21 protein-coding genes are annotated in these 25,480 nt (G+C 64.7%); 10 read left to right on the top strand and 11 right to left on the bottom strand.

Features of this window, described 5'->3' with window-relative positions:
* Window positions 1-107 precede the first annotated feature (107 nt).
* Window positions 108-3,668 carry an indolepyruvate ferredoxin oxidoreductase family protein gene (locus ABL838_RS22780; protein WP_418122043.1) on the bottom strand — a complete coding sequence of 1,187 codons (3,561 nt, stop codon included), beginning with the start codon at window positions 3,666-3,668 and terminating at the stop codon, window positions 108-110.
* Between the two features lie 268 nt (window positions 3,669-3,936).
* On the opposite strand from ABL838_RS22780, the gene ABL838_RS22775 reads away from it, so the two are divergent.
* Window positions 3,937-4,824 carry a LysR family transcriptional regulator gene (locus ABL838_RS22775; protein WP_126023502.1) on the top strand — a complete coding sequence of 296 codons (888 nt, stop codon included), beginning with the start codon at window positions 3,937-3,939 and terminating at the stop codon, window positions 4,822-4,824.
* Window positions 4,825-4,983: 159 nt separating this feature from the next.
* Here ABL838_RS22775 and ABL838_RS22770 read toward each other — a convergent pair whose 3' ends face one another.
* Genes ABL838_RS22770 through ABL838_RS22755 form a run of 4 tightly spaced genes read right to left on the bottom strand, consistent with a single transcriptional unit; the run spans window position 4,984 to window position 11,314 of the window.
* Entirely contained in the window at window positions 4,984-6,708 is a 1,725-nt protein-coding gene (locus tag ABL838_RS22770) for a tannase/feruloyl esterase family alpha/beta hydrolase (RefSeq protein ID WP_418122041.1), read from the bottom strand.
* Between the two features lie 29 nt (window positions 6,709-6,737).
* The gene (locus ABL838_RS22765) at window positions 6,738-9,617 is read right to left on the bottom strand and encodes a carboxylesterase family protein (RefSeq protein ID WP_418122040.1); all 2,880 of its coding nucleotides are present in this window, start codon (window positions 9,615-9,617) and stop codon (window positions 6,738-6,740) included.
* On the bottom strand, window positions 9,614-10,600 hold the full coding sequence (locus ABL838_RS22760) for a Bug family tripartite tricarboxylate transporter substrate binding protein (RefSeq protein WP_418122038.1): 987 nt from the start codon (window positions 10,598-10,600) through the stop codon (window positions 9,614-9,616). The genes ABL838_RS22765 and ABL838_RS22760 overlap by 4 nt, the downstream gene beginning before the upstream one ends.
* Before the next feature lie 33 nt (window positions 10,601-10,633).
* On the bottom strand, window positions 10,634-11,314 hold the full coding sequence (locus ABL838_RS22755) for a TetR/AcrR family transcriptional regulator (RefSeq protein ID WP_126023505.1): 681 nt from the start codon (window positions 11,312-11,314) through the stop codon (window positions 10,634-10,636).
* Window positions 11,315-11,458: 144 nt separating this feature from the next.
* On the opposite strand from ABL838_RS22755, the gene ABL838_RS22750 reads away from it, so the two are divergent.
* Window positions 11,459-12,223: an alpha/beta hydrolase gene (locus ABL838_RS22750; RefSeq protein WP_418122035.1), complete on the top strand. Its 765-nt coding sequence runs from the start codon at window positions 11,459-11,461 to the stop codon at window positions 12,221-12,223.
* A 24-nt stretch (window positions 12,224-12,247) separates the two neighbouring features.
* Here the strand turns inward: ABL838_RS22750 and ABL838_RS22745 are convergent, their stop codons facing one another.
* Window positions 12,248-13,195: a LysR substrate-binding domain-containing protein gene (locus ABL838_RS22745; protein ID WP_418122034.1), complete on the bottom strand. Its 948-nt coding sequence runs from the start codon at window positions 13,193-13,195 to the stop codon at window positions 12,248-12,250.
* 157 nt (window positions 13,196-13,352) lie between these two features.
* On the opposite strand from ABL838_RS22745, the gene ABL838_RS22740 reads away from it, so the two are divergent.
* From ABL838_RS22740 to ABL838_RS22725, 4 genes are all read left to right on the top strand, one after another.
* Entirely contained in the window at window positions 13,353-13,979 is a 627-nt protein-coding gene (locus ABL838_RS22740) for an FMN-dependent NADH-azoreductase (RefSeq protein WP_418117440.1), read from the top strand.
* Between the two features lie 48 nt (window positions 13,980-14,027).
* Window positions 14,028-14,345, top strand: a complete 318-nt coding sequence (locus ABL838_RS22735) for a YciI family protein (protein WP_418122032.1) — start codon at window positions 14,028-14,030, stop codon at window positions 14,343-14,345.
* A 285-nt stretch (window positions 14,346-14,630) separates the two neighbouring features.
* On the top strand, window positions 14,631-17,462 hold the full coding sequence (locus tag ABL838_RS22730) for an ExeM/NucH family extracellular endonuclease (RefSeq protein ID WP_418122030.1): 2,832 nt from the start codon (window positions 14,631-14,633) through the stop codon (window positions 17,460-17,462).
* 494 nt (window positions 17,463-17,956) lie between these two features.
* Window positions 17,957-18,226 (top strand): hypothetical protein, encoded by a 270-nt coding sequence (locus ABL838_RS22725; RefSeq protein ID WP_418117437.1) that lies wholly within the window; start codon window positions 17,957-17,959, stop codon window positions 18,224-18,226.
* Window positions 18,227-18,367: 141 nt separating this feature from the next.
* On the opposite strand, the gene ABL838_RS22720 is transcribed toward ABL838_RS22725, so the two are convergent.
* Together ABL838_RS22720 and ABL838_RS22715 are read right to left on the bottom strand one after the other, a co-directional pair.
* The gene (locus ABL838_RS22720; RefSeq protein WP_418122028.1) at window positions 18,368-18,757 is read right to left on the bottom strand and encodes a nuclear transport factor 2 family protein; all 390 of its coding nucleotides are present in this window, start codon (window positions 18,755-18,757) and stop codon (window positions 18,368-18,370) included.
* Window positions 18,758-18,786: 29 nt separating this feature from the next.
* On the bottom strand, window positions 18,787-19,536 hold the full coding sequence (locus ABL838_RS22715) for a glucose 1-dehydrogenase (RefSeq protein WP_184642738.1): 750 nt from the start codon (window positions 19,534-19,536) through the stop codon (window positions 18,787-18,789).
* Between the two features lie 193 nt (window positions 19,537-19,729).
* On the opposite strand from ABL838_RS22715, the gene ABL838_RS22710 reads away from it, so the two are divergent.
* Window positions 19,730-20,704 (top strand): LysR family transcriptional regulator, encoded by a 975-nt coding sequence (locus ABL838_RS22710; protein WP_418122026.1) that lies wholly within the window; start codon window positions 19,730-19,732, stop codon window positions 20,702-20,704.
* A 335-nt stretch (window positions 20,705-21,039) separates the two neighbouring features.
* Here the strand turns inward: ABL838_RS22710 and ABL838_RS22705 are convergent, their stop codons facing one another.
* Complete coding sequence (locus ABL838_RS22705; protein ID WP_418122023.1) at window positions 21,040-22,011, bottom strand: IS5 family transposase; 972 nt, start codon at window positions 22,009-22,011, stop codon at window positions 21,040-21,042.
* 404 nt (window positions 22,012-22,415) lie between these two features.
* Between ABL838_RS22705 and ABL838_RS22700 the strand changes: the two genes are divergently transcribed.
* From ABL838_RS22700 to ABL838_RS22690, 3 genes are all read left to right on the top strand, one after another.
* A complete protein-coding gene (locus ABL838_RS22700; protein WP_418122021.1) occupies window positions 22,416-22,616 on the top strand; it encodes a hypothetical protein in 201 nt (66 codons plus the stop codon).
* Window positions 22,617-22,706: 90 nt separating this feature from the next.
* Window positions 22,707-23,063 (top strand): hypothetical protein, encoded by a 357-nt coding sequence (locus ABL838_RS22695; protein WP_418122019.1) that lies wholly within the window; start codon window positions 22,707-22,709, stop codon window positions 23,061-23,063.
* A gap of 62 nt (window positions 23,064-23,125) precedes the next feature.
* The gene (locus ABL838_RS22690) at window positions 23,126-23,386 is read left to right on the top strand and encodes a hypothetical protein (protein ID WP_418122017.1); all 261 of its coding nucleotides are present in this window, start codon (window positions 23,126-23,128) and stop codon (window positions 23,384-23,386) included.
* Between the two features lie 838 nt (window positions 23,387-24,224).
* On the opposite strand, the gene ABL838_RS22685 is transcribed toward ABL838_RS22690, so the two are convergent.
* Together ABL838_RS22685 and ABL838_RS22680 are read right to left on the bottom strand one after the other, a co-directional pair.
* Window positions 24,225-24,785 carry a DUF2846 domain-containing protein gene (locus ABL838_RS22685; protein ID WP_418122015.1) on the bottom strand — a complete coding sequence of 187 codons (561 nt, stop codon included), beginning with the start codon at window positions 24,783-24,785 and terminating at the stop codon, window positions 24,225-24,227.
* 248 nt (window positions 24,786-25,033) lie between these two features.
* Window positions 25,034-25,441, bottom strand: coding sequence for a DUF695 domain-containing protein (locus ABL838_RS22680; RefSeq protein WP_418125897.1), 408 nt, complete (start codon window positions 25,439-25,441; stop codon window positions 25,034-25,036).
* Window positions 25,442-25,480: the final 39 nt, after the last annotated feature.

Genomic DNA, 25,480 nt, shown 5'->3' with positions numbered 1-25,480 from the left:
GTGGGCGGCATGGGGGCAGGGCCGACCGGCGGCGGGAGGATTTTGCCCTGATCCTCCCGGGCAGGCTCTGCCGCCCGCCTTCCGCCGACCTTCCGCCCACCTTCCGTTCAGGCCGCCACCGGCTGCTCCTGCGTGCCGGCCCGCTGCATGGCCCGCCCGGCCGGGCGCGCGTCGAGCTGCCTTGCGAGCGCCTCCCACCGCACTCGCGCCGACACCACGCTTTCCTCCTTCACATGCCCGAAACCGCGGATCTGCTCGGGCAGCCGTGCGAGCGACAGGGCAGTATCGAAGTCGATGGCATCGAAGCGCGCGAGCACGTCCTCGACCATTGCACGGTAGTCCTCGATGAGCTGCCGCTCCATGCGCCGCTCGGCGGTGCGGCCGAACAGGTCGAAGGCCGTGCCGCGCAGGCCGCGAAGGCTCGCGAGGACGCGGAAGGCACCCATCACCCAAGGCCCGAAGCTGGTCTTCACCGCGCGGCCCTCGGCATCGCGGCGGCCGAGCACCGGCGGCGCGAGATGGAAGCGCAGCACCGGCTTGCCCTCGAACTGCTCGCCCAGCTTTTCCATGAAGCGCCGGTCGGTGTAGAGGCGCGCGACCTCGTACTCGTCCTTGTAGGCCATGAGCTTGAAGAGGCCCGATGCGACAGCCTTCGCCAGCTGGTTGCTGCCGCGCTCGCGCTCTTCGAGCGCACGCACGCGCTCCACCAGCTCCGCGTAGCGCTGCGCGTACGCGGCGTTCTGGTACGACGCGAGGAACTCGGTGCGGCTCCTGACCAGCGCCTCCAGGCTCTGCGGCCGCTGCAGCGCGACGACCTTCTGCGGCGAAGCTTCTCGCGTCACCGCCGCGAGGTCGAGCGCCGCCTTGCGGCCCCACCGGAATGCGGCCTGGTTCGCCTTCACCGCCACACCGTTGATCTCGATGGCCTTGTCCAGCGCCTCGGCCGACAGCGGCACATGGCCCTTCTGGAAGGCGAAGCCCAGCAGGAACAGGTTGGCCGCGATCGCGTCGCCCATGAGCCGCGTGGCCAGCTGCGTCGCATCGACGAAGTCGGCACGGCCTTCCACCGATTCCTCGATGAGCGCGCGCACCTGCGCCGCCGGGAACTGCCAGTCGGGCTGCTGCGCGAAATGGCCCGTGGGCTGCTCGAAGGTGTTGACCAGCGCATAGGTGCGGCCCGGCCGCATGCGCGCGATGGCGTCGGGCGCGCCGGCCGTCAGCATGTCGCATCCCAGGATCAGGTCGGCCTCGCCGGTGGGAATGCGCTGCGCCTTCAGCTGGGCCGCGTCGCGTGCGATGCGCACATGTGACGTGACCGAGCCGTTCTTCTGCGACATGCCCGTCATGTCGAGCACGCTCACGCCCTTGCCTTCGAGGTGCGCGGCCATGCCGATCAGCGCGCCGATGGTGATGACGCCCGTGCCGCCGATGCCGGTGATCAGGATGTTGTGCATGCCTTCGAGCGCTGGCTGCTTCGGCTCGGGCAGAGGCGCCTCTTCGGCTGCAGCCTTCGCGGCGACCGGCGCCTGCTTGCGCGGCTTCACGCCTTCGACCGTCACGAAGCTGGGGCAGAAGCCCTTGATGCACGACTCGTCGGCGTTGCAGGCGCTCTGGTCGACCGCGCGCTTCAGGCCCAGCTCGGTCTGCTTCGGCAGCAGGGCGGTGCAGTTCGACTGCTCGCCGCAGTCGCCGCAGCCCTCGCAGACCGCGTCGTTGATGAACACCCGGCGCGCGGCCTGCGGGAACTCGCCCTTCTTGCGGCGGCGGCGCTTCTCGGCGGCGCATACCTGGTCGTAGATCAGCACCGAGACGCCCTCGAACTCGCGCAGCTCGCGCTGCACCGCGTCCATCTGGTCGCGGTGGTGCACGGTGAGCGCGAAGCCCTCGCGTTCCGGCGGCAGCACGCTGCGGTCGGACCAGCGCGACGGGTCTTCGGCCACGAGCGCAAGGCGCTTCACGCCCTCGGCCGCCATCTGGTGCGCGATGCGCGGCACGGTGATGGGCCCGTCCACCGGCTGGCCGCCGGTCATCGCCACCGCGTCGTTGTAGAGGATCTTGTAGGTGATGTTCACGCCCGCGGCCACGGCCGCGCGGATGGCGAGCGAGCCCGAGTGGTAGTAGGTGCCGTCGCCCAGGTTCGCGAACACGTGCCTGCGCCTGGAGAACCACGCCTGCCCCAGCCACGGCGCGCCTTCGCCGCCCATGTGCGTGGTCGTGCGGTTGTGCTCGGGGTAGATGGCGGTGGCCATCACGTGGCAGCCGATGCCCGCGAGCGCGAGGCTGCCTTCGGGCACCTTGGTCGAGGTGTTGTGCGGGCAGCCCGAGCAGTACCAGGCCGGCCGCGAGGGCGTGGTCACCGCCTTGCCCAGCACCACGTCCTTCGCGTCGAGGATGGCGAGCCGCATGCGGATGAGGTCGCTGGTGTGAAAGCGCGCCACGCGCCCCGCTACGACGCGCGCGATCTGCGCCACCGAGAAATCGGCCGTGGCCGGCAGCAGCCACTTGCCGCGCGGATGCGCGCCCCATTCGCCCTGCTCGTCGAACTTGCCGATGACGCGCGGGCGCACGTCCTCGCGCCAGTTGTAGAGATGCTCCTTGAGCTGGTATTCGACGATCTGGCGCTTCTCCTCGACCACAAGAATTTCTTCGAGGCCATCGGCGAACTCGCGGATCGAATCGGGCTCCAGCGGCCACGGCATCGACACCTTGAAGAGCCGGATGCCGATACGCGCAGCCTCGTCGGCGTCGATGCCCAGTTCTTCCAGCGCCTCGAGCACGTCGCGGTACGACTTGCCCGAGGCCACGATGCCCAGGCGTGCCTTCGGCGAATCGATGGTCACGCGGTTGAGCCGGTTGGCGCGCGCATAGGCGATGGCGGCGTAGATCTTGTAGTCCTGCATCAGCGCTTCCTGCTTGCGCGCCTGCACGCCGAGCGTGTCGGTCGACAGGCGCGCATGCACGCCGCCGGGCGGGAAGACGAAGTCCGAAGGCAGCTGGGTGTGCACGTCGAGCACGCCGGCCGGAATGGAACCTGAAGACTCCACCGTGTCGGCCAGCGCCTTGAAGCCCACCGGCAGCCCCGCGAAGCGCGACATCGCGAAGCCATGCAGGCCGAGCTCGATGTACTCCTCCACGCTCTGCGGGTAGAGCATCGGGATCATCGACGCGGCGAACAGGTGGTCGCTCTGGTTGGGCAGCGTGGACGAAGACGCGCCATGGTCGTCGCCCGCCACCAGCAGCACGCCGCCATGGGGCGAGGTGCCCGCGTGGCTCATGTGCTTGAACACGTCGCCGCAGCGGTCCACGCCCGGGGCCTTGCCGTACCACATCGCGAAGACGCCATCGACGGCGGACTCGCCCGTCAGGTGCACCTGCTGGGTGCCCCACACGGCGGTGGCGGCGAGTTCCTCGTTCACGCCGGGCAGGAACTTCACCGCGCTGGCTTCGAGTTGGGGCTGCGCCTTCCACAGCGCCTCGTCCAGGCCGCCGAGCGGCGAGCCGCGGTAGCCCGAGACAAAGCCCGCGGTGTTCAGCCCGGCCTTCTGGTCGCGCCATTTCTGCACGAGCATGAGGCGCACCAGTGCCTGGATGCCGCTGAGGTAGATCCGGCCTTCGGTGGCCGTGTATTTGTCGTCCAGCGCAACGCTGGCCAGTTCGTGGGATGCCATGACTGAAAAAGACTCCGGGTAGGACTCGTCGGAATGCGGGCTTTGCCCCGGTAGAGGGCCGGCTCGCGGAATGCCCCGGCGGGGTAGACGCCGGGGCAGCAACGATTCTTCCGGCTTGTCCGCGGAAAGTGCTTCTTCGTTTTGGCAAAGAGCAGCCAATTCCGGAAGATCTGTCTTTTGCGGGCGCGATCCGCCGAAAGTATTTCGGCCGGAGCCCCGGACCCCGCCGGCCCGACAATGTCTGCCTCGCAGACCCGACCCACACACCATGAGACCCGACCTCGATTCGCTGGCGCTCTTCCTTCGCGCCATTGAGCACGGCAGCCTGTCGAAGGCCGCCGCCGAGAGCCACATGGTGCTGTCGGCCGCCAGCCGCCGCCTTGCCATCCTCGAAGAGCAACTTGGCGTGGTGCTGCTCAACCGCACCTCGAAGGGCGTGACGCCCACCGGCGCCGGCGAGTCGCTCGCCATGCATGCGCGGCAGATACTGCGCGACGTCGACCGCATGCGCGCCGACCTGTCGGACTACGCGCAGGGCGCCACCGGCCGCGTGCGGCTGCATGCCAACGCATCGGCCATGGGCCAGTTCCTGCCCGACGACGTGGCGAGCTTCCGCCAGCGCTACCCCGAGATCCGCGTGAGCGTGGAAGAGCACCGCAGCGTCTACATCGTGCAGGCGATTCGCGACCGGCAGGCCGACGTCGGCGTCATCACCAGCGAGGCGGCCGACCCGGCGCTGCACTTCATTCCGTACCGCACGGACAGGCTCGTGGCCATCGTGCGGCAGAAGCACCCGTGGCGCGGGCGCGAGGTGTCGTTCGAGGAGCTGCTCGACTACGACTTCGTCGGCCTGGAAGACGACTCCGCCATCTCCCGCACCATGGAAGACGCCGCAATGAGCGCGCGCAAGGTGCTGCGCCTGCGTGTGCGCGTGAAGAGCTTCGAGGCCGTGTGCCGGATGATCGAAGCGGGCATGGGCGTGGGCATCCTGCCCGAAGGCGCTGCGGTGGCCTATCGCAAGGAGATGAAGCTGCGCTTCATCAATCTCACGGACGCGTGGGCTTCGCGGCGGATGTATCTGTGCACGCGGCAGGAGGCGTTGAGCTTTCCGCAGCGCAGGCTTGTCGACCATCTGCTGGCGCGCGGGATGTCCTGAGGCTCGGGTCCGGGTTCGTTCAGGGCGAGGCTCACGCCGACGGGGTGCCTTGCTGCGCGAATGTCCCCCGGTCTTCGGCCTTTGTGATGGAGGGCGGTTCGGTTGAATCGCACTCTTCGGCAGCCTGCGATAGATGTGATTGCGCAGACGCCCGACAAGTCAGGGCAACGACGCAACACAACGATAGCTTTCAGCCTTCGTCACGTCGCCCGACACGTACGCCGGGTAGTTCGGATAGCGGCACATGGGGCGCGTCGCGAGAGTGCTGAAGGGAGCGGAGGGCGAGTTGCGCACCTGCACGAGTGCATCGGCCGGCGTGTTGCCACTCGTCACCCATTTATCCAGCGTCGTGAGCAAATCGTGATTGGTGGGAATTTCGGCGCCTGTCGTGAGGCTTGCCGCCGTACCGCCATGATTCGATGCGGGTGAAACGTAGAGGCGCACGAACTCGTCGACGACCGGCTGCGTGAGCTTGTCGACGACGCTCTGGTAGTACTGGATGCCGGCCATCGGGCTCTGCGCCCAGTCGCCCGCGTTCTCGCGGATGATGAGCTTGCCGCCCCGCGCGCGGAAGGCCGAAAGATCGGGATCGGTCGAGTCCATCAGCGCCGACACCTTCTGGATGCGCGCCTGGAAGTTCGAGGCGTTCCATGTGCGGATGTCGAAGGCGGCGTTCTTCGCGATCACATGGCGAGCGTAGCTGCTGCCGTAGATCACACCGCGAGCGTCTGCCGAAGTCGGCGGCAGATTGGGAACGAGGCCTGTCGTCACCCATCGACCCACGCCTTCCCCGCCGAGTTGGATCTCGCCGCCGTACAGGCGGCCCGGGTAGGTAGTGAGACCGTTGGCGAGCGGGAAAGGCAGGACTGTCGGTCCGTACGACGCCTTGAGTACAGCGAGTTGCGCGTCGGACAGGCAGGTGTCGCCCGTGTCGCCGCCGCCAGGGCAGCGCAGGCGCTGCAGGTCGATGCGAGACGGACAGGCGAGATAGTTGCTCACCACGCCATCTGCGCTGTTGTCCAGCGCGTCGCATGTGGTGTTCACATATTTGGCGAGCAGGCGCACCTTGCTGGCGTTGATTGCCCCGCCGGAGAACTGCGGCAACTGGTAGCTGATGAACCCGTTGAAGAGTCCCGTCCAGCTGATCACGGGCACGACGGAAACGATGCCGTCGAAATCTTGCGGGTAGCGCTGCGCCATGGTGAGGCCCTCGCGCCCGCCCTCGGAGCCGCCGTAGAAGTACTGTTTGGACGGCGTGCGCAGGTAGTACTGCTGCATCAACACGTGCGCGACGTCCTTGACCTTCTTGTATGACTGATGCGCGAAGTTCAGGAACATCTCGTCGTTCAACGCAAACCTGGCTGGATCGGTAGCGTTGTAAGTCGTTCCGTCGTGGCCAGAGTCGGTGCCGAAGGTCGCGAAACCCTGGGTGATCGGCTGCGCTTGACCCGGTGCCGCGTCGCGAAGCGCGGCGACGCCATCGATGACCGTGCCGTTGAAACCGCCACCTCCCACCATGACGGCCTTTTCGTTCCATGTGGTCGGCAGGTTGAGCTGGAAGCGTATCGGATCTGCACCCGCCGTAAGGGGAGCGATCGTGCCCTGCACCCTGCAATATTCGGCGAAAGCTGGCGCGGTAGTGACGGCGGGTACGAGCATGGCCGAAGACACCGTTGCCTTGCCGCTCGTCAGCGCGATCTGCCCCGGCGACACCGTTTTGCCGGCCATGCCGGCGCAAGCCTGAGCGAGCGAGGTCTTGTCCGGTACGGCCAGGTTGACGGCCTTGCCGCTCCAGCGGCCTGCGCCGCACGCAGCAAGCAGCGCAGAGCAGGCAACAAGGCCAGCTACGCCGAGCCAGCGGTTTGGATGATTTTCTCTCGTCATATGTGTCTCGGGTCGGGTTTCATGGGGCCTCAGGCGGCATCGAAGACGCGCCCTGCGTTGAGTATGTTCGCCGGGTCAAAAAGCAGCTTGAGGCTGCGCATCGTGTCGAGCTCCTCGCCGGTACGGCTGTGGGGCAGGAATTCCTTCTTGACCACGCCGATGCCGTGTTCCGCGGAGATGCAGCCGCCCGCCCGTTCCGTGGCGAGATACACCATCTTCTCGATCTCGTGCAGGCTGCCGTTGGCACTGTGCGGACCGGACAGCACGTGCAGGTTGCCATCGCCGATGTGACCGAAGAAGAGATGCTTCTGGTCCGGAAAGAGCTGCCTGAGATCCCGTCCGACCTGCTCGACGAACTCCTGCATGCGAGACATCGGAATGCCCACGTCGAAGGCGGCAAAGGGTTTCAATGCACCGAGGAGTTCACCAACGGCTTCACGGTACGTCCAGAGGCGCCTTGAATCCTCCACGGACTGGGCCACGATCACGTCGGCGACCAGGCCTGAATCGAGTGCCTGCCCCAAGGCTCGCTCAAGCGCCTCCCGATCGGCAAGGTCGTCGGCCCCGAGCGTCTCGATCAGCACGTACACCGGATGGTCTTCCTCGAACGGACGCCGCAGCGAAGTGATCTGCGTCGCGGCAGCCAGATAGTCGCTCCACATCACCTCGAACGCCGACAGCCCCGGCAAGGCCCGCTGCAGGTCTCTCACGAGCTGCGTTGCTGCCTCGAATGACGGCAGCGCGCAAAGGGCGGTGCTCGACGATGTCGGCTTGGGCGACAGCTTCAGGTCCAACCGGGTGATGACCCCCAGCGTGCCTTCAGACCCGATGAAAAGATGCTTCAGGTCGATGCCAGTCGTGTTCTTCGTCACCCGGTTGAGCATCGACAGAAGCCGGCCGTCGGGCAGCGCGACCTCCAGGCCGAGGACCCGTTCACGCATCGTGCCGAAGCGGATGACGCGGTTGCCGCCCGCGTTCGTGGCTGCGTTGCCGCCGACATGGCAGGAGCCACGGGCACCGAGGTCCAGCGGAAAAGTCCAGTCCCGCTTTTCGACCCACTGCTGGAGTTCTTCGAGCACCACGCCGGCCTGCACCCGCACGGTCCCCGCGACCTCGTCGAGGTCCTCCACGGCGTTGAGCCTGGCCAGCGAGAGCGCTATCTCGCCGTTGCACGGCGTCGCGCCTCCGGCCAGGCCGGTGAGGCCACCCTGCACCACCACCTGCTGCCCCAGGCGCGAGCAGACAGCGAGCGCACTGGCCACTTCCTGCGGCGTCCGTGGACAGATGACGAGCGATGGGCGCACGCGCTTGGCCTCGCTCCAATCGCCTGAATGCGCCTCCAGGCGACCCGGGTCCTGCAGGACCCGGGATTCGCCCAGAACCCCGACCAGCGCCTCGCGGACTTCTTCAACTGACAGTGCTGTGTTTTGCCTGGACATGAAAACTGCTTCTCGACTTTCGATGGGAGACATTGGCTGCGAATGCGCCGAGGCGACCTTTCTCGAAGGCCCGTCGAAGGTCCTGGTCCAGGGGCGCGCGGATGTGTGCGCGGGCCAGCCCGGATCACCTTCTTTTGCGAACCGCGCCCAGGCTTCGTGCATCTCGCGCGCCAGCTCACCGGGCGCCGCGGCTCCCGCAAACTCGCGGCCCATGGGGGTATGCAGGTTTGCGAAGACGAATGGCAATTCGACACCATGCGCGGCGCCCAACCGGCCGCCGCATTGCGGCGAGCGCCAGGAAAAGAGATACCGGTACGTCGGCCCGAGGTGCGCGTCGGCCAGCTCGGCGATCCGCCGGGCAGGGGTGCTGTAGAAGTACTCGGACTGCAACGCGCACAGCGCGGCGCCGGGGCTTTCCTGGCCGGCGGGCATCGGCAGGCCGGCTTCGCGAACGAAGTCCTCGAGGTCCGTGGCGGTCAGGCGGGAGAGCGCGTCCGTCGGCACGTAGTACAGGCGCATCTCTTGCGCATTGCTGCCCACCAGGATCTGCAAGCGCCTCGGTGCGGCCGTCCATTCATCCGCCATCGCCTGCAGGGGCTCTGCCCGCAGGATCCGCCCGTCGACGACAGGGCGCAACGGGAAGAGGTTGCGGGCGCTCATGCCGTGCGCTTTTCGCAGGCGCGGGTCGCTCGCCAGTGCATGCACCGCTTGCAGAAGAACGGTGATGGGCGCCGCGGCCATGGCCAATCGCGTCGGCTCGATGCCGGCCACCGACGCGATCGCCCGGAAAGCCACGGTGGCTTCGTCCACGCTCTGACAAGCGATGCTCGGGCTCTGAAGGATTGCGCGGTGAAAGAGGCCGCGCGAAGCGGGCATGCCCATCAGGCAAGCCAGGGCACCGGCCCCCGCGGATTGGCCGAACACGGTGACCCTTTCGGGGTCGCCGCCCCAAGCGGAGATGAAGGCCTGGACCCACTGCAGCGCCGCGAGCTGGTCGAGCAACCCGCGGTTGTCCGGCGCCGAAGGAAGGTGTGCGAAGCCGTCCACGCCAAGCCGGTACTGGATGGAGACGAACACCACGCCCTGCCTTGCGAACGAGGCGCCGTCGTACAGTGGATCGCTCGCGCCGCCGCGGAAGAACCCACCGCCATGGACCCAGACCATCACCGGCAGATGGGCGCCGGGCGGCGCATCCGGCGCCCAGATGTTCAGCCGCAGCGCGTCTTCGCCGCCGCGCGGGTCGTCCTGCGCCTGCGGGTCGCGCGGCCATTGGAAGGCGACCGGGCCGAACGAGGAGGCATCGCGCACGCCTGTCCATCCGGGCACGGGCACCGGGGCCTCGAATCGCAGCGCGCCGAAGGGCGGCTGCGCATAGCGCACGCCTTTGAAGACACGCACGCCGTCGAGCCATGCACCCCTGAGCCCGCCGCCATGGGCCAGGCGCACCTCGGGTGCGTGCTTCGCGTTCATTCGGTGGCCAGGCCCAGCCTGTCGATCAATGGGCGCCACACCGCGGCATCGCGAGCTGCCCAGCTGCGCACATCCGCAGGCGCGGAAGCAATGAGCGTGACGTTCATTGCCTCCATGCGTGCCTTGTACTGTTCGTTGGTGCGGCATTGCTCCGTTGCTACGTTGAGCTTGGCCGCGATCGGCTGTGGCAGCCCCGCCTTGCCCACCACCGCAATCCAGGAAGGCCTCGCAAGATCTGCCGCGGCCGGAACCAATTCGGCAATCGTAGGCACGTCAGGCAGCAGCTTCGATCGCTGGCTGTCGAAGACCGCCAGTGCCACGAGCTTGCCGGCCTTCACCTGCTGCGCCGCCGTGCCGATCACGAGCGTCATGGCCTGGATCTGCTTGCCGATCAGCCCGGTGAGGCCCGCGCCCTCGCCGACGAAGGGCACGTGCGTGCCTGGCACGCCAACCTTGTCCAGCAGCGCCGTGGTCAGCAAGTGTGCCGGGCTTCCCTTGCCGGGAGACCCGAAGTTGATGCCGCCGGGCGTGGTCTTCGCCAGCTTCTCCAGGTCAGCCAGCCGCGCGATGCCTTCGCCCGCGGGCACCGTGAGCACGAGCGGCGAGGTGCCCAGGATCGCGATGCCCTCGAAGTCGGTCGCCGGATCGTAGGGGCGCTGCTTGTAGGTGTAGGGCGTGATGCTCATCTGGGACATGCCGATGCTCATCAGCGTGTAGCCGTCGGGCGACTGCCCCTTGAGGTTGTTGATGGCCAGCAAGCCATTGGCACCTGGCTTGTTCTGCACGATCACCGGGTGCGCGAGTTCGCGTGCGATGCAGTCGGCCCAGACGCGCGTCATCGAGTCCGATGCGCTGCCCGGCGGTTGTTGCGCGATCAGTTGAATTGGCTTGGCTGGGTACACCGCAGCGTCTGCCCAACTGGCTGCGGCGCATGAAGAGATGAGGATCGCGAGCAGCAGCCTGGGCGTGTGGATAGGGTTCATCTTGTCTCCTGGAAAATAGGTGTTCGCCCGGGCCTAGCTGCGTGCCGCCGGGGCGCGCGAAGGCTTCCTGGGCTTGCGAGGCGCCGCGGCCGCTTCGCAGTGCGCGACGATCAGATCCGCAAGGCACGCGAGTTGCGCTTGCGATCGCTCCGAGCGCACTTCCTCGGCGGTAGAGGGAAAGAGCTGCAGGAGGCCCAGGCCCCGCAGCGCGGAGAAGACAAGCCCTACGACTGCGTGCCGATCGGCGGCGTTCTCGAGTTCCGGGAAGGCGCCGAAGAATCCCGCTTCCATTTGTTCGCCGAGTTCGATCCGAAGACTGGCAATTTGCGCGAGGACTTCGGGTTGATTGCGCGTGCCGAGGTAGATGTTCCAGGCTGCGACGAAGCGAGGCTGCGCGTAGATCAACTGCCAGGCCGCGTTGACGAAAGCCGACGCGCGTTCGTGCAGCGGCAAGGTTTCCGCAGGCCAGAGTTCGCCCGCATCCACACCCGACTGGATGAGCTCGCCGAGCACCTGCATCATCAGCACCGCCTTCGATTCGAAGTGATGCTGGACCGCGCCGGAAGTCATGCCGGCGGTCCTGGCCAGTTCGTGGATCGACATGTCCTCCAGGCTTCGGGTCTGGATCACATCGATGGCCGTGGCGATCAGGTGTTTTCTTGTGGCGGCGCTGCGTTCGGCATGCGTGCGACGGGGTGCGGAAGGTCTGTGCATGTATTTACATTACGGATTTTCAGTAAAATGTATTTGCATCCGGCGTGCCCCTGGATAGGGGTAACCCGATGGCACCGTCCGCTTCCGCAAGGAGCCTCTTCGACTTCCCGTTCCTCTTCGAGGATTCAAGGTATGAAGCGCTTGATGAAACTGTCTGTCGCCTTTGCTGCGTTGTCGCTGTTCGCAGCCCTCGCCACGGCCGGCCCAGCCGGGCCGCGCGTCGTGAAAGACATCGTGCTGGTCCACGGCGCCTTCGCCGATGGCTCCTCGTGGTCCGAGGTCACCGCGCTCCTGCAGCGCAAGGGCTACAACGCCACAGCCGTGCAGAACCCGCTGACGGGCCTGGCCGACGATGTGGCTGCCACTCGCCGCGTGCTGGAACGCAAGGGAGATTCGGTGCTGCTGGTGGGGCACTCCTGGGCGGGCGCCGTCATCACCGAAGCCGGCAATGCACCCAATGTGAAGGGCTTGGTCTACCTCTCCGCGCTCGTGCCCGACTCCAACGAGTCCGTGGCCGAGCTTTTGACCCGACAGAAGGCGCCTATGGACGGCATGCAGCCCGACGCCAACGGCCTCGTGTGGCTCGACGATGCGGGTGCCTTCGGCAAGGTGATGGCCGGCGACGTGCCGCTGGCGAAGGTGCAACTGCTGGCCGCGGCGCAACAGCCGATGGCGGCGCGCGCGTTCGAAGAAAAAGTGACCCACGCAGCCTGGCACGACAAGCCCAGCTGGTACCTCGTCACCGAGAACGACAACGCACTGGCACCGCGCGTGCAGCGCTGGACCGTGCAGAACATCGGCGCGAAGAGCATCGCGCTTCGCTCGAGCCACATGTCGCTCGTTTCTCACCCGAAGGAAGTTGCCGCGTTCATCGAACGCGCAGCCGAAGCGGCGGCCACGACACCCTAGCAGCCGCGCGCCGATTGCGCAGCGTCAATCGCGCTGGGCGGCTTCGAGCAGCACTGAAAAGCGGCGGTTGGCCTCCGTCATCGCCTGAGTGAGCTCCAGGCTCAACACGTCGATCAGTGCCCGAACCGCAGGCACCAGGCCGCGCCGTGATGGAAACACGGCATGCAGTTGGTGCGGCGCGAGCGTGTGGTCGGGCAGCAGGATTTTCAGTTCCCCCTTCTCGATCGACTCCGCACACAGGTTGAAGGGAAGCTTCGCGATGCCTACGCCCGCGAGCACGGTCTGCCAGATCAGGTGGACATCGTCGGTCGCGAGCATCGGCACGTACTCGATGGCCTCATCGACGCCTTGCGGACCGGTGACCCGCCAAGCCGGACGCTCGCCCAGGGTCACGCCGAGCCCGATGCCGACCTGGCCCTGTAGCGAGGCCACGGTTCCGAACGGGCCGTGCGCCGCGACGAAGCCTGGGCTGGCCACCAGCACCTGCTGACTCAGGCCGAAGTTGCGCACGATCAGTTGGGAATCGTCGACGACGGTCCGCACTCGCACCGCCACATCGAATCCTTCAGCGACGACGTCGACCCTTCGGTTGGTCAATTCCAGGTCGAGGCGGACGTCGGGGTACCGCGTCAGGAACACCGGGAGCACCGGCGCGAGAAAAAGATGCGCGATCCCCACTGGGCAGCTAACGCGCAACCGCCCGGCCGGCCGGGCGTTCGCATGCTCGGCCACTTCCATGGCGGCACGGGCGGCATGGGTCATGGCCTCGCAGTGCTGAAGGAACGCAGCGCCGACCTCGGTCACATGCATCGCACGCGTGGAGCGCTGCAGAAGCCGCACGCCGAGCCGCTTCTCGAGATCGGCGATGCGTCGGCTGATGCGCGACTTCGGCATGCTCATTGCGCGCCCGGCAGCCGAGAAGCTGCCGTGCGACACGACCGCCACGAAGAGGGCGAAATCATTCAGGTCCACGGGCGAGTTCCCGCGCATGGCGAGGTCTGGGGACTGTGCGGGTGCGGGCTGCTGCATTGATTGTCCTGCGGGCCAGAACGAAGAGTTGCGATTGTGCCGTCTGGTGCCGCGAGGAGGCTGCGCCTATCTTCATGGCTCCTCTCGACACTCCCACATCATGCAAGTCCTTCATCTCGATTCCAGCATCCTCGGCGATGCCTCCGGTTCACGCGCCCTCAGTGCTTCCATCGTGTCGGCGATCCGCACGCACAACCCGGACGCCAACGTCGTCTACCGCGACCTCGTGCTGGACGCCATTCCTCATCTCGACGGCCCCATCGCTTCCGGATTCCGCGACCTGTCCATCGCTTCGGACGACCCCCACGTGGCGCGTGAACATGCCCGGTCCGACGCGCTGGTTCACGAACTCCAGGGCAGCGACGTCATCGTCGTCGGCGCGCCCATGTACAACTTCTCCGTCGCGACCCAGTTGAAGGCCTGGATCGATCGCGTCATGCAACCCGGCAAGACCTTCAAGTACACGCCCGCCGGTCCCGTCGGCCTGGCCGGCGGCAAGCGCGTGATCGTCGCTTCCACGCGCGGCGGCGTCTACACCGCGGGGCCCATGGCCGCGCTCGACTTCCAGGAGACCTATCTCAAGGCGGCCTTCGGATTCATCGGCATCACCGACGTGCATTACCTGCGGGCCGAGAGCATGTCCAGGGGCCCGGATATCCGGGCGCGTGCCATGGAAGACGCACGGGCCGGCGTGCTGCGGGTGGTCGACGCGGCTCTGCGCGACTGAAGGCGCATCGCCCCAAACACACGTTTCATTCAACATCCGAGGAAAACCATGCTTTACGTCGTAACGCTGAACTACGCGCGCCCCATCGAGGAAGTCAACGGGCATCTGGACGCCCACAAACAATGGCTGGGCAGGTTCACCAAGTCGGGACACATCCTCGCCGCAGGACCACTCGCGGACGGCACGGGTGGGGTGATGCTGGTCCATTGCGCCGACTCCAATGAACTCGAAGCCATGATGGAGCAGGACGCCTTCGTGATCGAGCGCGTGGTCACCGTCTCGGTGCAAAGTTTCGAGCCGGCGCTGCGCGCGGAGGCCTTTGCGGCGCAATGGGCGCCATTGGCAAAAGCCATTGCCGCCGGCTGATATCCGCACAGGCGACTTCACAAGAGACGCGCAGAGGCGCTCGACCTTGGTGCATGTTCCGGCGGGACCTCGCGCCATCTCCTCCTGGGAAACATGCCGCGAGGCTTGCGATATTCATGCTCGACACAAGCAGGACAGGACACAGGCGGGATTCGGCTTGGCGCTGGCGGCCAGCCCGGCGCCCCATCACCCAGGGCTGCCTGGGGGTGTCTCGGGGGTTACACACAAGAACCATAAAAACGGCCGCGGTTCGCTTGCCGGCCCCAACAACAAGAGAGACCCCAAATGACGCATCGAGGACGAGGATCGAGGCCCGCGTGGCCATTCAGGACACTGGCGCTGACTGCTCTTGCCATCGCGCTGACCGCCTGCGGCGGCGGTGGTGGCGGCGCTTCCTTTCCACTGATTCCCCCATCGTCCGGCGGCTCGCCCTCCGGCAACACGCCGCCTCCGGCGACGCAGCCACCGGCCACGCAGCCTGACAACGCCACACCCGAGGCGACGCCGCCCACGTGCGCGGCAGCCGTTCCGGCCGGCGCACCTCTGACGGCCATCTCGTCCGTGCAAGGCACGGGCCACATCAGCCCCATGGCGAACCAGGCCGTGACCGTGCGCGGCGTGGTGGTGGGCGATTTCCAGAACTCCGGCTCCGCCTCGGTGAAGCTGAATGGATTCTTCGTACAGCAGCTCGTGCCCGATGCCGATCCGCTGACCTCCGAAGGCGTCTTCGTCTACGCGCCGAGCGGCAGCACCCGCGTGGCCGTCGGCGACTTCGTGCAGGTCACCGGCGAGGTGACCGAGTTCGGCCAGACAGCCGGTGCCGGCGCGAAGCCTGACAGCATCACCGAGATCGCCGGAACTGGCGCCACTGCGCTGGCCATCAGCGTCTGCGGCAGCGGCGTGGTCGTCAAGCCCACGCAGATCACGCTGCCGGTGGCGGACGAATCCACGCTGGAGCGCTACGAGGGCATGTTGGTCGAGATCGCGCAGCCCCTGGCGGTGACAGAGCTCTTCGAGCTGGGCCGCTACGGCCAGATGGTGCTGTCGCTGAACGGGCGCCAGTTCAACCCGACCAACGGCAACGCGACGGCGACGCATGCGCAGAACCTGCTCTCGCGCATCATGCTGGACGACGGCTCGTCGGTGTCCAACCCGAACCCCATTCCGTACCTGAGCGCGGCCGGCACCGACGGCACCCGCCGCATGGGTGACACCACGCAGAAGATCACCGGCATCCTGAGCCACAACTTCGGCGCCTACCGCATCCAGCCGACGGTCGCGCCGGTGTTCGCGCAGGCCAACCCGCGCCAGCCCACGGCGCCGGTGGTCGGCGGTTCGCTGAAGGTGGCCAGCCTCAACGTGCTCAACTACTTCACCACCTTCCAGGACGGCACGAACTCTGCAGGCCAGACCGGCCAGGTCTGCCTGCTCGGCACAGGCGTAGCGACGGACTGCCGCGGCGCGAACAACCTGAACGAGTTCAAGCGGCAGCAGGCCAAGATCGTGGCGGCCATCGCGGGGCTCGACGCCGACGTGATCGGCCTGATGGAGATCCAGAACACCGACGTCGCGACGAACGACCTGCTGGCCGCCCTCAACGCCAAGGTCGGCGCGAACACCTATGCGGCGGTCAACAGCGGTGTGTTCGGCACCGACGCCATCAAGGTCGACATCCTCTACAAGCCCGCGAAGGTGCAGCGCGTCGGCAACGCCGTGCTGCCGACCGGCGCCGACCTGGCCGACTACACCGCCGCCAGCGGCCGCCCGCCGCTGGCCCAGCGCTTCAGCGTGGTCGGCAACAACGGCGGCTTCTGGTTCGTGGTCAATCACCTGAAGAGCAAGGGCAGCTGCCCGACCACGGGCGACGTCGACCAGGGCCAGGGCTGCTGGAACCTCGCGCGCGTCAAACAGGCGCAGGCACTGAACAGCTTCGTCGGCAAGCTCAAGGCCATGGGCACGACCGGCGAGACCGATGTGCTGATGATGGGCGACTTCAACAGCTACCTGCTCGAAGACCCGACCAAGCAACTCGAGGCCGCGGGCAACGAGAGCCTGCTCAAGCGCATGCCCGCGGCCGACCGCTACACCTACGTGTTCGGCGGCGAGACCGGCGCGCTCGACCATGCCTACGTATCGGCCTCGCTGGCGACGCAGGTCAACGGCGTGAACGTGTGGCACATCAACTCCGACGAACCGACCGCGCTCGACTACAACACCGACTTCACCACCGACGACCGCTACGCGCCCACGCCGTTCCGCGCGTCGGACCATGACCCGGTGCTGGTGGGCTTGAACCTCGCGGCCGATGCCGCCGTGGTCGAGCCCATCGTCAGCGCGTCGATTCCGGCTTCGGCGAAGACCGGCGAGACCTACAGCATGGATATCACCGAAGCCACGCCTGGTGGTGCGACCACCCTGACGTCGCTGACGGTGGACTGGGGTGACGGCACCGCCGCCACCACGGCAGCGGGCACCGGCGCCGTCACGCACACCTACGCGGCCCCCGGCACCTTCAGCGTGGTGGTCACGCTCACCAACTCCGCCGGCCAGACCGCGACGAAGACGGGCAATGTGAATGTCACCACCACGGTCGTGGTGCTGCCGCCCGGCCCGCCCGATCTGTTCTTCAGCGAGTACGTGGAAGGTTCGTCGAACAACAAGGCGATCGAGCTCTACAACCCGACCGCTTCGGCGATCGACCTGAGCCTCTATGCCGTCAAGCTGTATTCGAACGGCGCGACCGCGGCTACGAGCACGCAGGCGCTGAGCGGCTCCCTGCCGCCTGGCGGCACGGTCGTGCTGGCGAACTCCGGTGCCACCGCCGCCTTCAAGCCTGTCGGCACGTTCGACAGCGGCGTCGCCAACTTCAACGGCGACGATGCCCTGACGCTGGAGAAATCGGGCACGGTCATCGACCGCATCGGCCAGGTCGGGTTCGACCCCGGAACCGAGTGGAAGAGCGCCAACGGCGCCAGCACGCTGAACCAGACGTTGCGCCGCAAGCCCACCGTCAAATCGGGCGATCCCAACCCGGGCATTGCTTTCGATACGGCGACGCAATGGGACAGTTTTCCCATCGACACCTCCGCGGGCCTGGGCTCGCATACGGTGAACTGAACGCTGCGGGGCGCCCGTACAAGGGCGCTCCGCATGCAGCAAAGAGATCGGGAAGGGGCGTTCAGCGCAACGCCTCGATCCGGCCGAAAACGATTCAAGCAAGCTCGAACCAATCGATGCGCTGCTTGTTCAGGGCGACGCTCACGCCGACGGGGCTGACTCGCTGAGAGGCCCGCGGGGTCTGCGCACAGCGTATTGCGGAAGCTGCATTTGTTGGCAGTCTCTGCGACTTCGTGCTGTGCGGAACGGCCGCTTGCCGTGTTCTTCTCTAGAGTGAATGCCCCTGTCACTCGATACCCCGCCAAGGGGAGAAGAAAGGCGCAACACACCAAGCTACCACCAGATGTTCGAAGGCTGCTTGCCTCGCGGCAGGTCGTCGGTGCGAAAGCAACGATGCAGATGCGAGGTATCAAAAGGCGACGGCCAGGGTGTTACCAGCACCCCAGCCGTCTAACCAAGTTCGTGCACCAACCTTGGAAGGAACCGCACAAAAAATGGCTACCAAGACTATAGCCCGGCCTCGCACGCCGGTAGCTTCCGCAGAAACCGCCCAAGACCCGGCGGATCTTCTTGAAAACACCCTCACTCAGCTTGAAGCTCTCCTGTGGGTCTGCCACGGTGAAGAGATCGACTGGTGCAGCGGTGATGGGCCTCGACGACTGGACAACCTGCTTTGGCTTGCGGCTGAAATGGCTCGCAAGGCTGGGGAGCTGTTTCAGATGAGCGAGAAGGCGCGGCGTGGGGCGCCTGAGGCTGGCGGGTAGGAACTGGTCTGCGGGCTGCAGGTTCGCCGCCTTGCATCGCCAGCGCGCTGGCGATGCAAGGCAATCACCGGAGATCAAGTAGTCTCCACAACCTTGGACTCGCCACCTCAACATTGGTACGTCGGAAGGGGCAGGTCGAACTCAGTCCTTCTTGAACGCGCGAGTCGCCTCGGCCGTATCAAGAGCCTCCCGCAACAGCTTGATTCGACCGTCCTCTGCGATCAGAACTCCCGCGTAGACTTGCCGGTAGATCTTGCCGGTGTCCGGAACCAGTGCCTCGACCCTGTACTCGGCAAACACTCGATCGGGCGTCTGGATCCAGAACGTAGGCTCTTGAAAAGCGAAGTCTGGAACTTTCTTCAGCAACCCCGTCAGCAAATTGGCAACAGCGGCCGGCCCCTGGGCTCGTGCATTGATGGTTGGAAGTTCCAGGATGCCATCTTCCGCAAAGAGTGCACCGGCTGCCGTGGGATTCGAGACGCTGTCCAGATAGGCGTTGAGCAGATCGGTCGCGGTGGTCAGTTTGGTCATTTGCAATTTCCTCTGGATGCGTGGGCAGCTCAGACTTGGGCCATGCCGCCGTCGACGAAGAGCTCGATGCCGTTGACGAAGCTGGCGGCGTCGGACGCGAGGAAGGCCACGGCCTTGCCGATCTCGCCGGGCTCGCCCAGCCGGCCCAGAGGTACCTGCGATGCCAGGTGGTCGAAGAGCCCCTGGCGCGCTTCCTCGGGCACGAGGTCGCCCAGGCCGGGCGTGCGGATCGGGCCGGGGCTCACGGCGTTCACGCGGATGCCGCGGTCCTTGAGGTCCAGGGCCCAGGAGCGCGCGAAGTTGCGCACCGCCGCCTTGCTCGCGCTGTAGACGCTGAAACTGGCCGTGCCCTGGATGGAGGTGGTGGACGAGGTGAGGATCACCGAGGCCCCGTTGCTCAGCAGGGGCAGCGCCTTCTGCACCGTGAACAGCACGCCGCGCACGTTGGTGCCGAAGATGCGGTCGAAGTGCTCTTCGGTGATGGCGCCCAGCGGCATCATGTCGCCGCCGCCTGCGTTGGCGAACAGGATGTCCAGCCGGCCGGCCGTCTTCGCGATGTGAGCGTAGACGGCATCGAGGTCCGACAGCACCGATGCGTCGGCGCGCAGCGCCGTGGCGGAAGAGCCGATCTGAGCGACCGCCGCGTCCAGCTCCTGCTGGCGACGGCCTGTGATGAAGACGCGCGCGCCCTGCGCCGCGAGTTCCTTCGCGGCACCGAGGCCGATGCCGCTGCTGCCGCCGGTGACCAGGGCGATCTTGCCTTCGAGTTGCTTGTTCATGGTGTGCTCCGTTTCGTGAATGGATGAGGATGGATCGATGCCTCGCGGCAGTCCGCTGCACTTCTGCAGCGACGCCTTGTTGGAGGCATGGAGCAAATGTAGGCCTCGCTCATTGAATGAAAAAGAGAGATGAATGGAATGACTATCCACGCATATGGATAATCAAGGGCTTGTTCTGCAGCAAGGAGTGCCCATGGACCAACTGCTGGCGATGCGCGCCTTCGCCCGCGTGGTGGAAGCCGGCGGGTTCACCCGCGCGGCCGATTCGCTCGACATGCCCATCGCCACGGTGAGCAAGCTGGTGCGAGAGCTGGAAGCCCATCTCGGGGTGTCGCTCCTGCAGCGCACGACCCGGCGCGTGACGGTGACGCCGGAAGGCCAGGACTACCACGCCAAGTGCACGCGCATCCTGCGCGATCTTGAAGACATCGATGCCTCGTTCAATCTCGCACGCGGCAGGCCGCGCGGACATCTGCGCATCGACGTCGGCGGCTCCACTGCGCGTGACGTGCTCATTCCGCTGCTGCCGGACTTCATGGCGCGCTACCCGGACATCCGCATTGACCTGGGCGTGTCCGACCGCCCGGTGGACCTGATCGGCGACAACGTCGACTGCGTGATACGCGGCGGTCCGCTGGACAGTTCATCGCTCGTGGCCCGGCACCTGGGCAACGCGGCGCTCATCACCTGCGCCACGCGAAACTATCTCAAGCAGTTCGGCACGCCGGCATACCCCGACGAACTGAAAAACGGCCACCGGCTGGTGAGCTACGTGTCCAGCCAGACGGGCCGGGCCATGCCGTTTCGATTCGAGCGCGACGGCGAGAAGATCGAGATCAAGGTCGAGCATCGCATGGGCGTCAACGAAAGCAACGCACATCTGGCCGCGTGCGTCGCAGGCCTGGGGATCGTGCAGACATTCACCTATGCGGCCGACTCGTCGCTGCGCGACGGCTCGCTGGTGGAGATCCTGAAGCCCTGGCGACCGGCGCCGTATCCTTTCCACGTCGTCTACCCGCAGACCCGGCATGTCACCCATCGACTGCGGGTCTTCATCGACTGGGTGGTCGAGGTCTTCCCTGGGCGACTCAATGAAGGCAAGTCTCCAACGAAGACAGCAACTTCCTACGCGAGGCCGCGTGCACGGCATGCAGGGCGAACCGGCTAGCCCTGGGGCGCTGCTCTTTCCACCGCCAGCCAAGTCATGGGGTCGGCCCTCGCACGGATCATCCTGAGGACTGCGATTTCGTGCGCTTGGCGGCTTCCGCTTGCCGCCCAGGCCTTCATCGATCACATGGTTGCAGCTTTTCCCCTGAACGCTTTATGACGGAATTTGAGAGAGGCCAGCGGTGCGGGCGCAAGAAATCATCTGCACCCCATAGTGCTAGGGAAGGTCTGAACAACAGGCGAACGAGCGCGATTTGAGCGCGTGCGGGCTACAAGGGTTGAACAAATGCATGCTCGAATCGACCTTGAATGAGATTTCGGCGTCGTTCATGGCCCTCACGCCAGCTTCAGACGCACGACTCCCATCAATTGCCTTCGCGCCATCCACAGATTCGACAGCGCGAACAGGGTGAGCAGATGCGCGGTGTTCTTCTGCAGCCCACGGAAGCGCACCTTCACCAGCCCGAACTGGCGCTTGATCACTCGGAAGGGATGCTCGACCTTCGCGCGTATGCTGGCCTTTGCGTGTTCGCGCTGCTGTACTCGCGCCTTGGCTTTGCCCTCGGGCAGTTTGGCGATGTCGCTGGGCCGCGCGGCGATGTGCCACTTCACGTCACGCTCGACGCGGCCTTGCGCGCCGCGATAGCCCGAGTCGGCCCACACCTGAGTCTCCTTGCCATGCAGCAGATCGGCCACTTGCTCCACATCCGCTTCATTGGCCGGCGTCGTTGTGACCGTGTGCACCAGGCCGCTGTCGGCGTCCACGCCGATGTGCGCCTTCATCCCGAAGTGCCACTGATTGCCCTTCTTCGTCTGATGCATCTCGGGGTCGCGTTCGCCCTCGGCGTTCTTCGTCGAGCTGGGCGCCGCAATGATGGTCGCATCGACGATGCTGCCTCGCTTGAGCAGCAACCCCTTGCGCGACAGGTGCGCGTTGACCTGCTTGAAGATGTCCTCGGCCAGATCGGATTCCTCCAGCATGTGCCGGAAGTTCAGGATCGTCGTCTCGTCCGGAATCGGCTCGCTCAGGTTCAGCCCCGCGAAGTTGCGCAGCGAGGCGATCTCATACAGCGCTTCCTCCATCGCCGGGTCCGACAGCGCAAACCAGTTCTGCATCAGGTGCACCCGCAGCATCGCCTCCAGCGGGTACGGCCTGCGTCCGCGCCCGGCCACCGGGTAGTGCGGCTCGATGAGCTTCAGCAGCGCCTTCCACGGAACCACCTGCTCCATCTCTTCGAGGAACACCTCGCGCCGCGTCTTCTTCCTCTTGCCGGCGTACTCCGCGTCCGAAAAACTCAATTGGCTCATCGCGCAAGTTCCTTTGCGTCAGTCAACGCGCAGCGGCATGATCGGTGGACTTGTTCAGACGTTCCCTAGGCGCGAGAGCTAGCGCTGTCGCCTGCATGGTGCTGAACTTCGACGGACATCCCACTACAACCAGACAAACGACTGCTATCCGATGTAGTGGTCATTTACGGTGGCTGGAACTGATTGCTGCAAGGGGCCCGGGGCGTCAGCCTCGCCTCGGCTACAGTCAGCCAAAACCGGACATAGCAATGAACAGTCTCGCGCGTATCTGGGGCGACGTTTCAACTGAGCCTCTCACTCTTGAAGCTACAGGGCGATTGTTTCCTGATGTCTCGAAGTTCCGCGTGAGTCGGAACGGGTACAAGGCAGGTGCGAGATTTCCAAGCAGCCATCAAGCAGGTCGCATGTACGTCCTGTCAGGAGCGTGTCGGCTTCAGCAGGGCGACCTCGCGACCGAGCTCCAGGCCGGGATGTTTTACGACTTTCCGGCAGGCACCTTCGAGTTCACAGTCTGCGGAGAGGAGCCGGTCGAACTGGTCAATGTCTGGAAGTTCGCATTCGACGATACGGGTAAGCCGACCGGCACCGCCCCGCTGGAAGATTGACTTCGCACGTGCCCCTGCGAGTGCCCCATCGGCCAAGAGCGGAAATCTGGGAGCGCTTTCTAGGATCTTTTATCGATGAGGGAGAAAGATATGAGCTACTACACCCGCTTAGAACTGCAATGGGACGATGCCGACTACGCGCATGGAAGCCTCACGCCTCAACTGATCGCTGAAGCAGCCAAGAGCTTTGTTGTCGGTAATGGTTGGTCGCTGGATGTCCTCAAAGACCTGCTGGCGTCCGCCGAGGGAAAAGGGCTTGATCGCCCGGGCTACAACTCCATCCATGCCGAACTCTTAATAGCGATGCTTCGAGAAATTTCGCTGGCATTCCCATCGGTCACGTTCTTTGCACGCGGTGTTGGCGAAGAAATGTTTGACACATGGGCTCGTGACATTCGCGCTGGCGAAGTCCATCGGGAATTTGGTCCCTTTGAGCCTGCAGAGTAGTAGCTGCTCTCGGCCAGAAGCGGACTTTGAAGATGCCCTTATATCGTGTCACCGTAATCTGCATGGGATTAACGGAAGCTCAGCTCGTTGATGCGGTGTCTGACATGCTTTCGGAGTTCGCCGAGCGCCCTTGGCAGAAAGATGTAAGGTGCGAAGCAAAGGATGGTGTGCTGCGCCTATCTGCGCTGAATGACTTCGACAGCAATGGACAGGCGCTGCTTGACGAGTTCTGGGACACCGTCATCGCTTATGTTCATTTCGACGACAAGGTGAGCTTCGAGGTTGAAGAAGTATCGGTGCAGAACAATCTCGCTGACGATTAGGCAAAGCACGGCCAGAATCAGACCTTCGCCATGACGCCAGAAAATTACCCAATAGTTGGCAGCTTCAAGAACGAAACCGCTTTCGCTATGACGCTGTATCTTGAGATGGTCCCTGAAGAGGTAATCCTTGAGCCTGGCGATGAGGTGGAACTGCTTGCGCAACCTACTGACAACCTGCTGCCTCTCGACGTAGTACCCGTGGAGAGCGGGCTCCACATACACGCACACAAAGAGTGCGACCCGGATTGGCATGTCAGATTCAGGGGCAGAGTTATCAAGGTCGGCAATCCAACCCGTCTTTCTGATTACCGCTGAAGGCAACAGCTGAGATGCTTGCATCTAGACTGCCAGGCGACCGGCCAATGTCGACCAGAACCTGTCATTCACAATTGGGGAGCGACCTGCCCAAGCCTATTAGCAGCCTTCGCTGGGGGAAATCGTTGCGATCTCGTGGTCAGCCGTGATCACATCACGGGTGGGCGCGGCTTGCTCGCGAAGCGTCACGCATGTTCCGATAAGCAGTTGCCCCTCAGCCACCTTCTTTACCTCGGTGCCGTCAAGCAGTCGCACCGTGTACAAGCGCCACGGTGTAGCTATTGGTGTAGACGATGGTAGTGGGATCACGAATGCGATCGCCACATCGACTCGATGACGTTGGAGTGTCGCCTCATTCAAGGCGACAACCTCAAGAACACGACCTTTGCCAATCAACTTTGGGGGCACTGCCGTAGCGCAACCTGATACCAGGGCGGCCAACGGAACAACGGTAGCGAGTGTCTTCAAGTGCATGCTTGATTCCGAAGGGATTCCATTCGGAAATAGATACCAGTGACCGCGTTCAGTCCAGCCCTTGGGTTTGTTTCAGCTCTATGAGGGCGATATTTGGAGGAATGCTGTCAAGAGAACTAGCAAATTTGTGGTTGAAGGCGAGTGACCCGTATATATGCTCAGCACTTTTATGTTCGATGGTGTATCTGTAGAAAAGTGTCTTCCCAGGTTCAACACTGAAGTTAATTGCTGCTGGCCCGTAGCCTTTAACCTCCAGCGTGTGATTACCAGGTGCAAGGTCGCGCCTGAAGTACCCGCCGTTCTTCAGCACCGCAACCTGGACGCCATCGACAAGTACCGGCTGCCTTGATGCGCCAGCCGCAAATGCGGTCATCCGATAAACATAGATCGCGCCCTGGTTTGGATTCGGAGCCGAAGGTTCGGTGAACGCCGGCCCGTAGGCTCCACAAGCACCAAGCATCGGAGGCAAGGCTACGATCACTGCAAGGCGACCCAAGAGGGTGCGCAAGTCAGGTCGCTTGAGCATTTTTCCCATCTTCATTTTTTTAGTTGAGACATTATTGTTAGCAGGAAGTCTGACGGTGTGAAAGTTACCTGCAGTTCTGATCAAATTCAGCGCTCCACCCATCCACGAAGCGCAGCAATGTTATCCGACCTCCAACGCGCATGCCCAACCTGCTTGGTGACGGCGAACCGCTACGCTGCTGGTTTGGAGGACGACTTAGCATATGTCCATTCGGAAATTCAACGGACCAGGCCGAGCGTCGCAAGTGACTGCTATTGAGCGCGAGCTACTTCTGCTTTGGGCCCATATCAGACGTCTCACCTTTCCAATAGCGGACTCATCCTGCACACCGGCTATCGGCGGATGGAACGCACGAATGAATCGTGAAAGGCCCATCCTGGGTCGGCGGCAGTCTCAAATTCGAGCGAAACATTCGAAGCGTGAGACTGCGCGCTTCGGACAGCTTCGATGAAGTTGCTGGCAGACTCGGTGTAATAGACCCACGTGCGCCGGTTGTTGCCCGTCGATACGATGGCTAAAGTTGCCCTGTTCGGCGCCAAGCGCTCGATGGCGTCTTCCAACGTATCCATCGCCTCTCGTTCTGGAGTCGCAGGAAGCCCCTTGCTTCCGGTATACCGCCAGACTATTGAGACGCGTTCGGGCTGGCTTGATTTCTTGAAGTCCGAGGACAAGTGGTCGGCGAATCTGTGGACCACGACCCAGCCGTCTGAGGGTCTCGTCGCAGTTGCAGTGCTCCACATCTCCACCGGAGGCATAGCCGAAGCCGCGCATGAGATTAC

The organism is Variovorax sp. 160MFSha2.1 (assembly GCF_048305075.1).
Taxonomy (GTDB): domain Bacteria; phylum Pseudomonadota; class Gammaproteobacteria; order Burkholderiales; family Burkholderiaceae_C; genus Variovorax; species Variovorax guangxiensis.
Note: the sequence above shows the minus strand (reverse complement) of the source record. Positions and strands in the feature narration are given on the sequence as shown.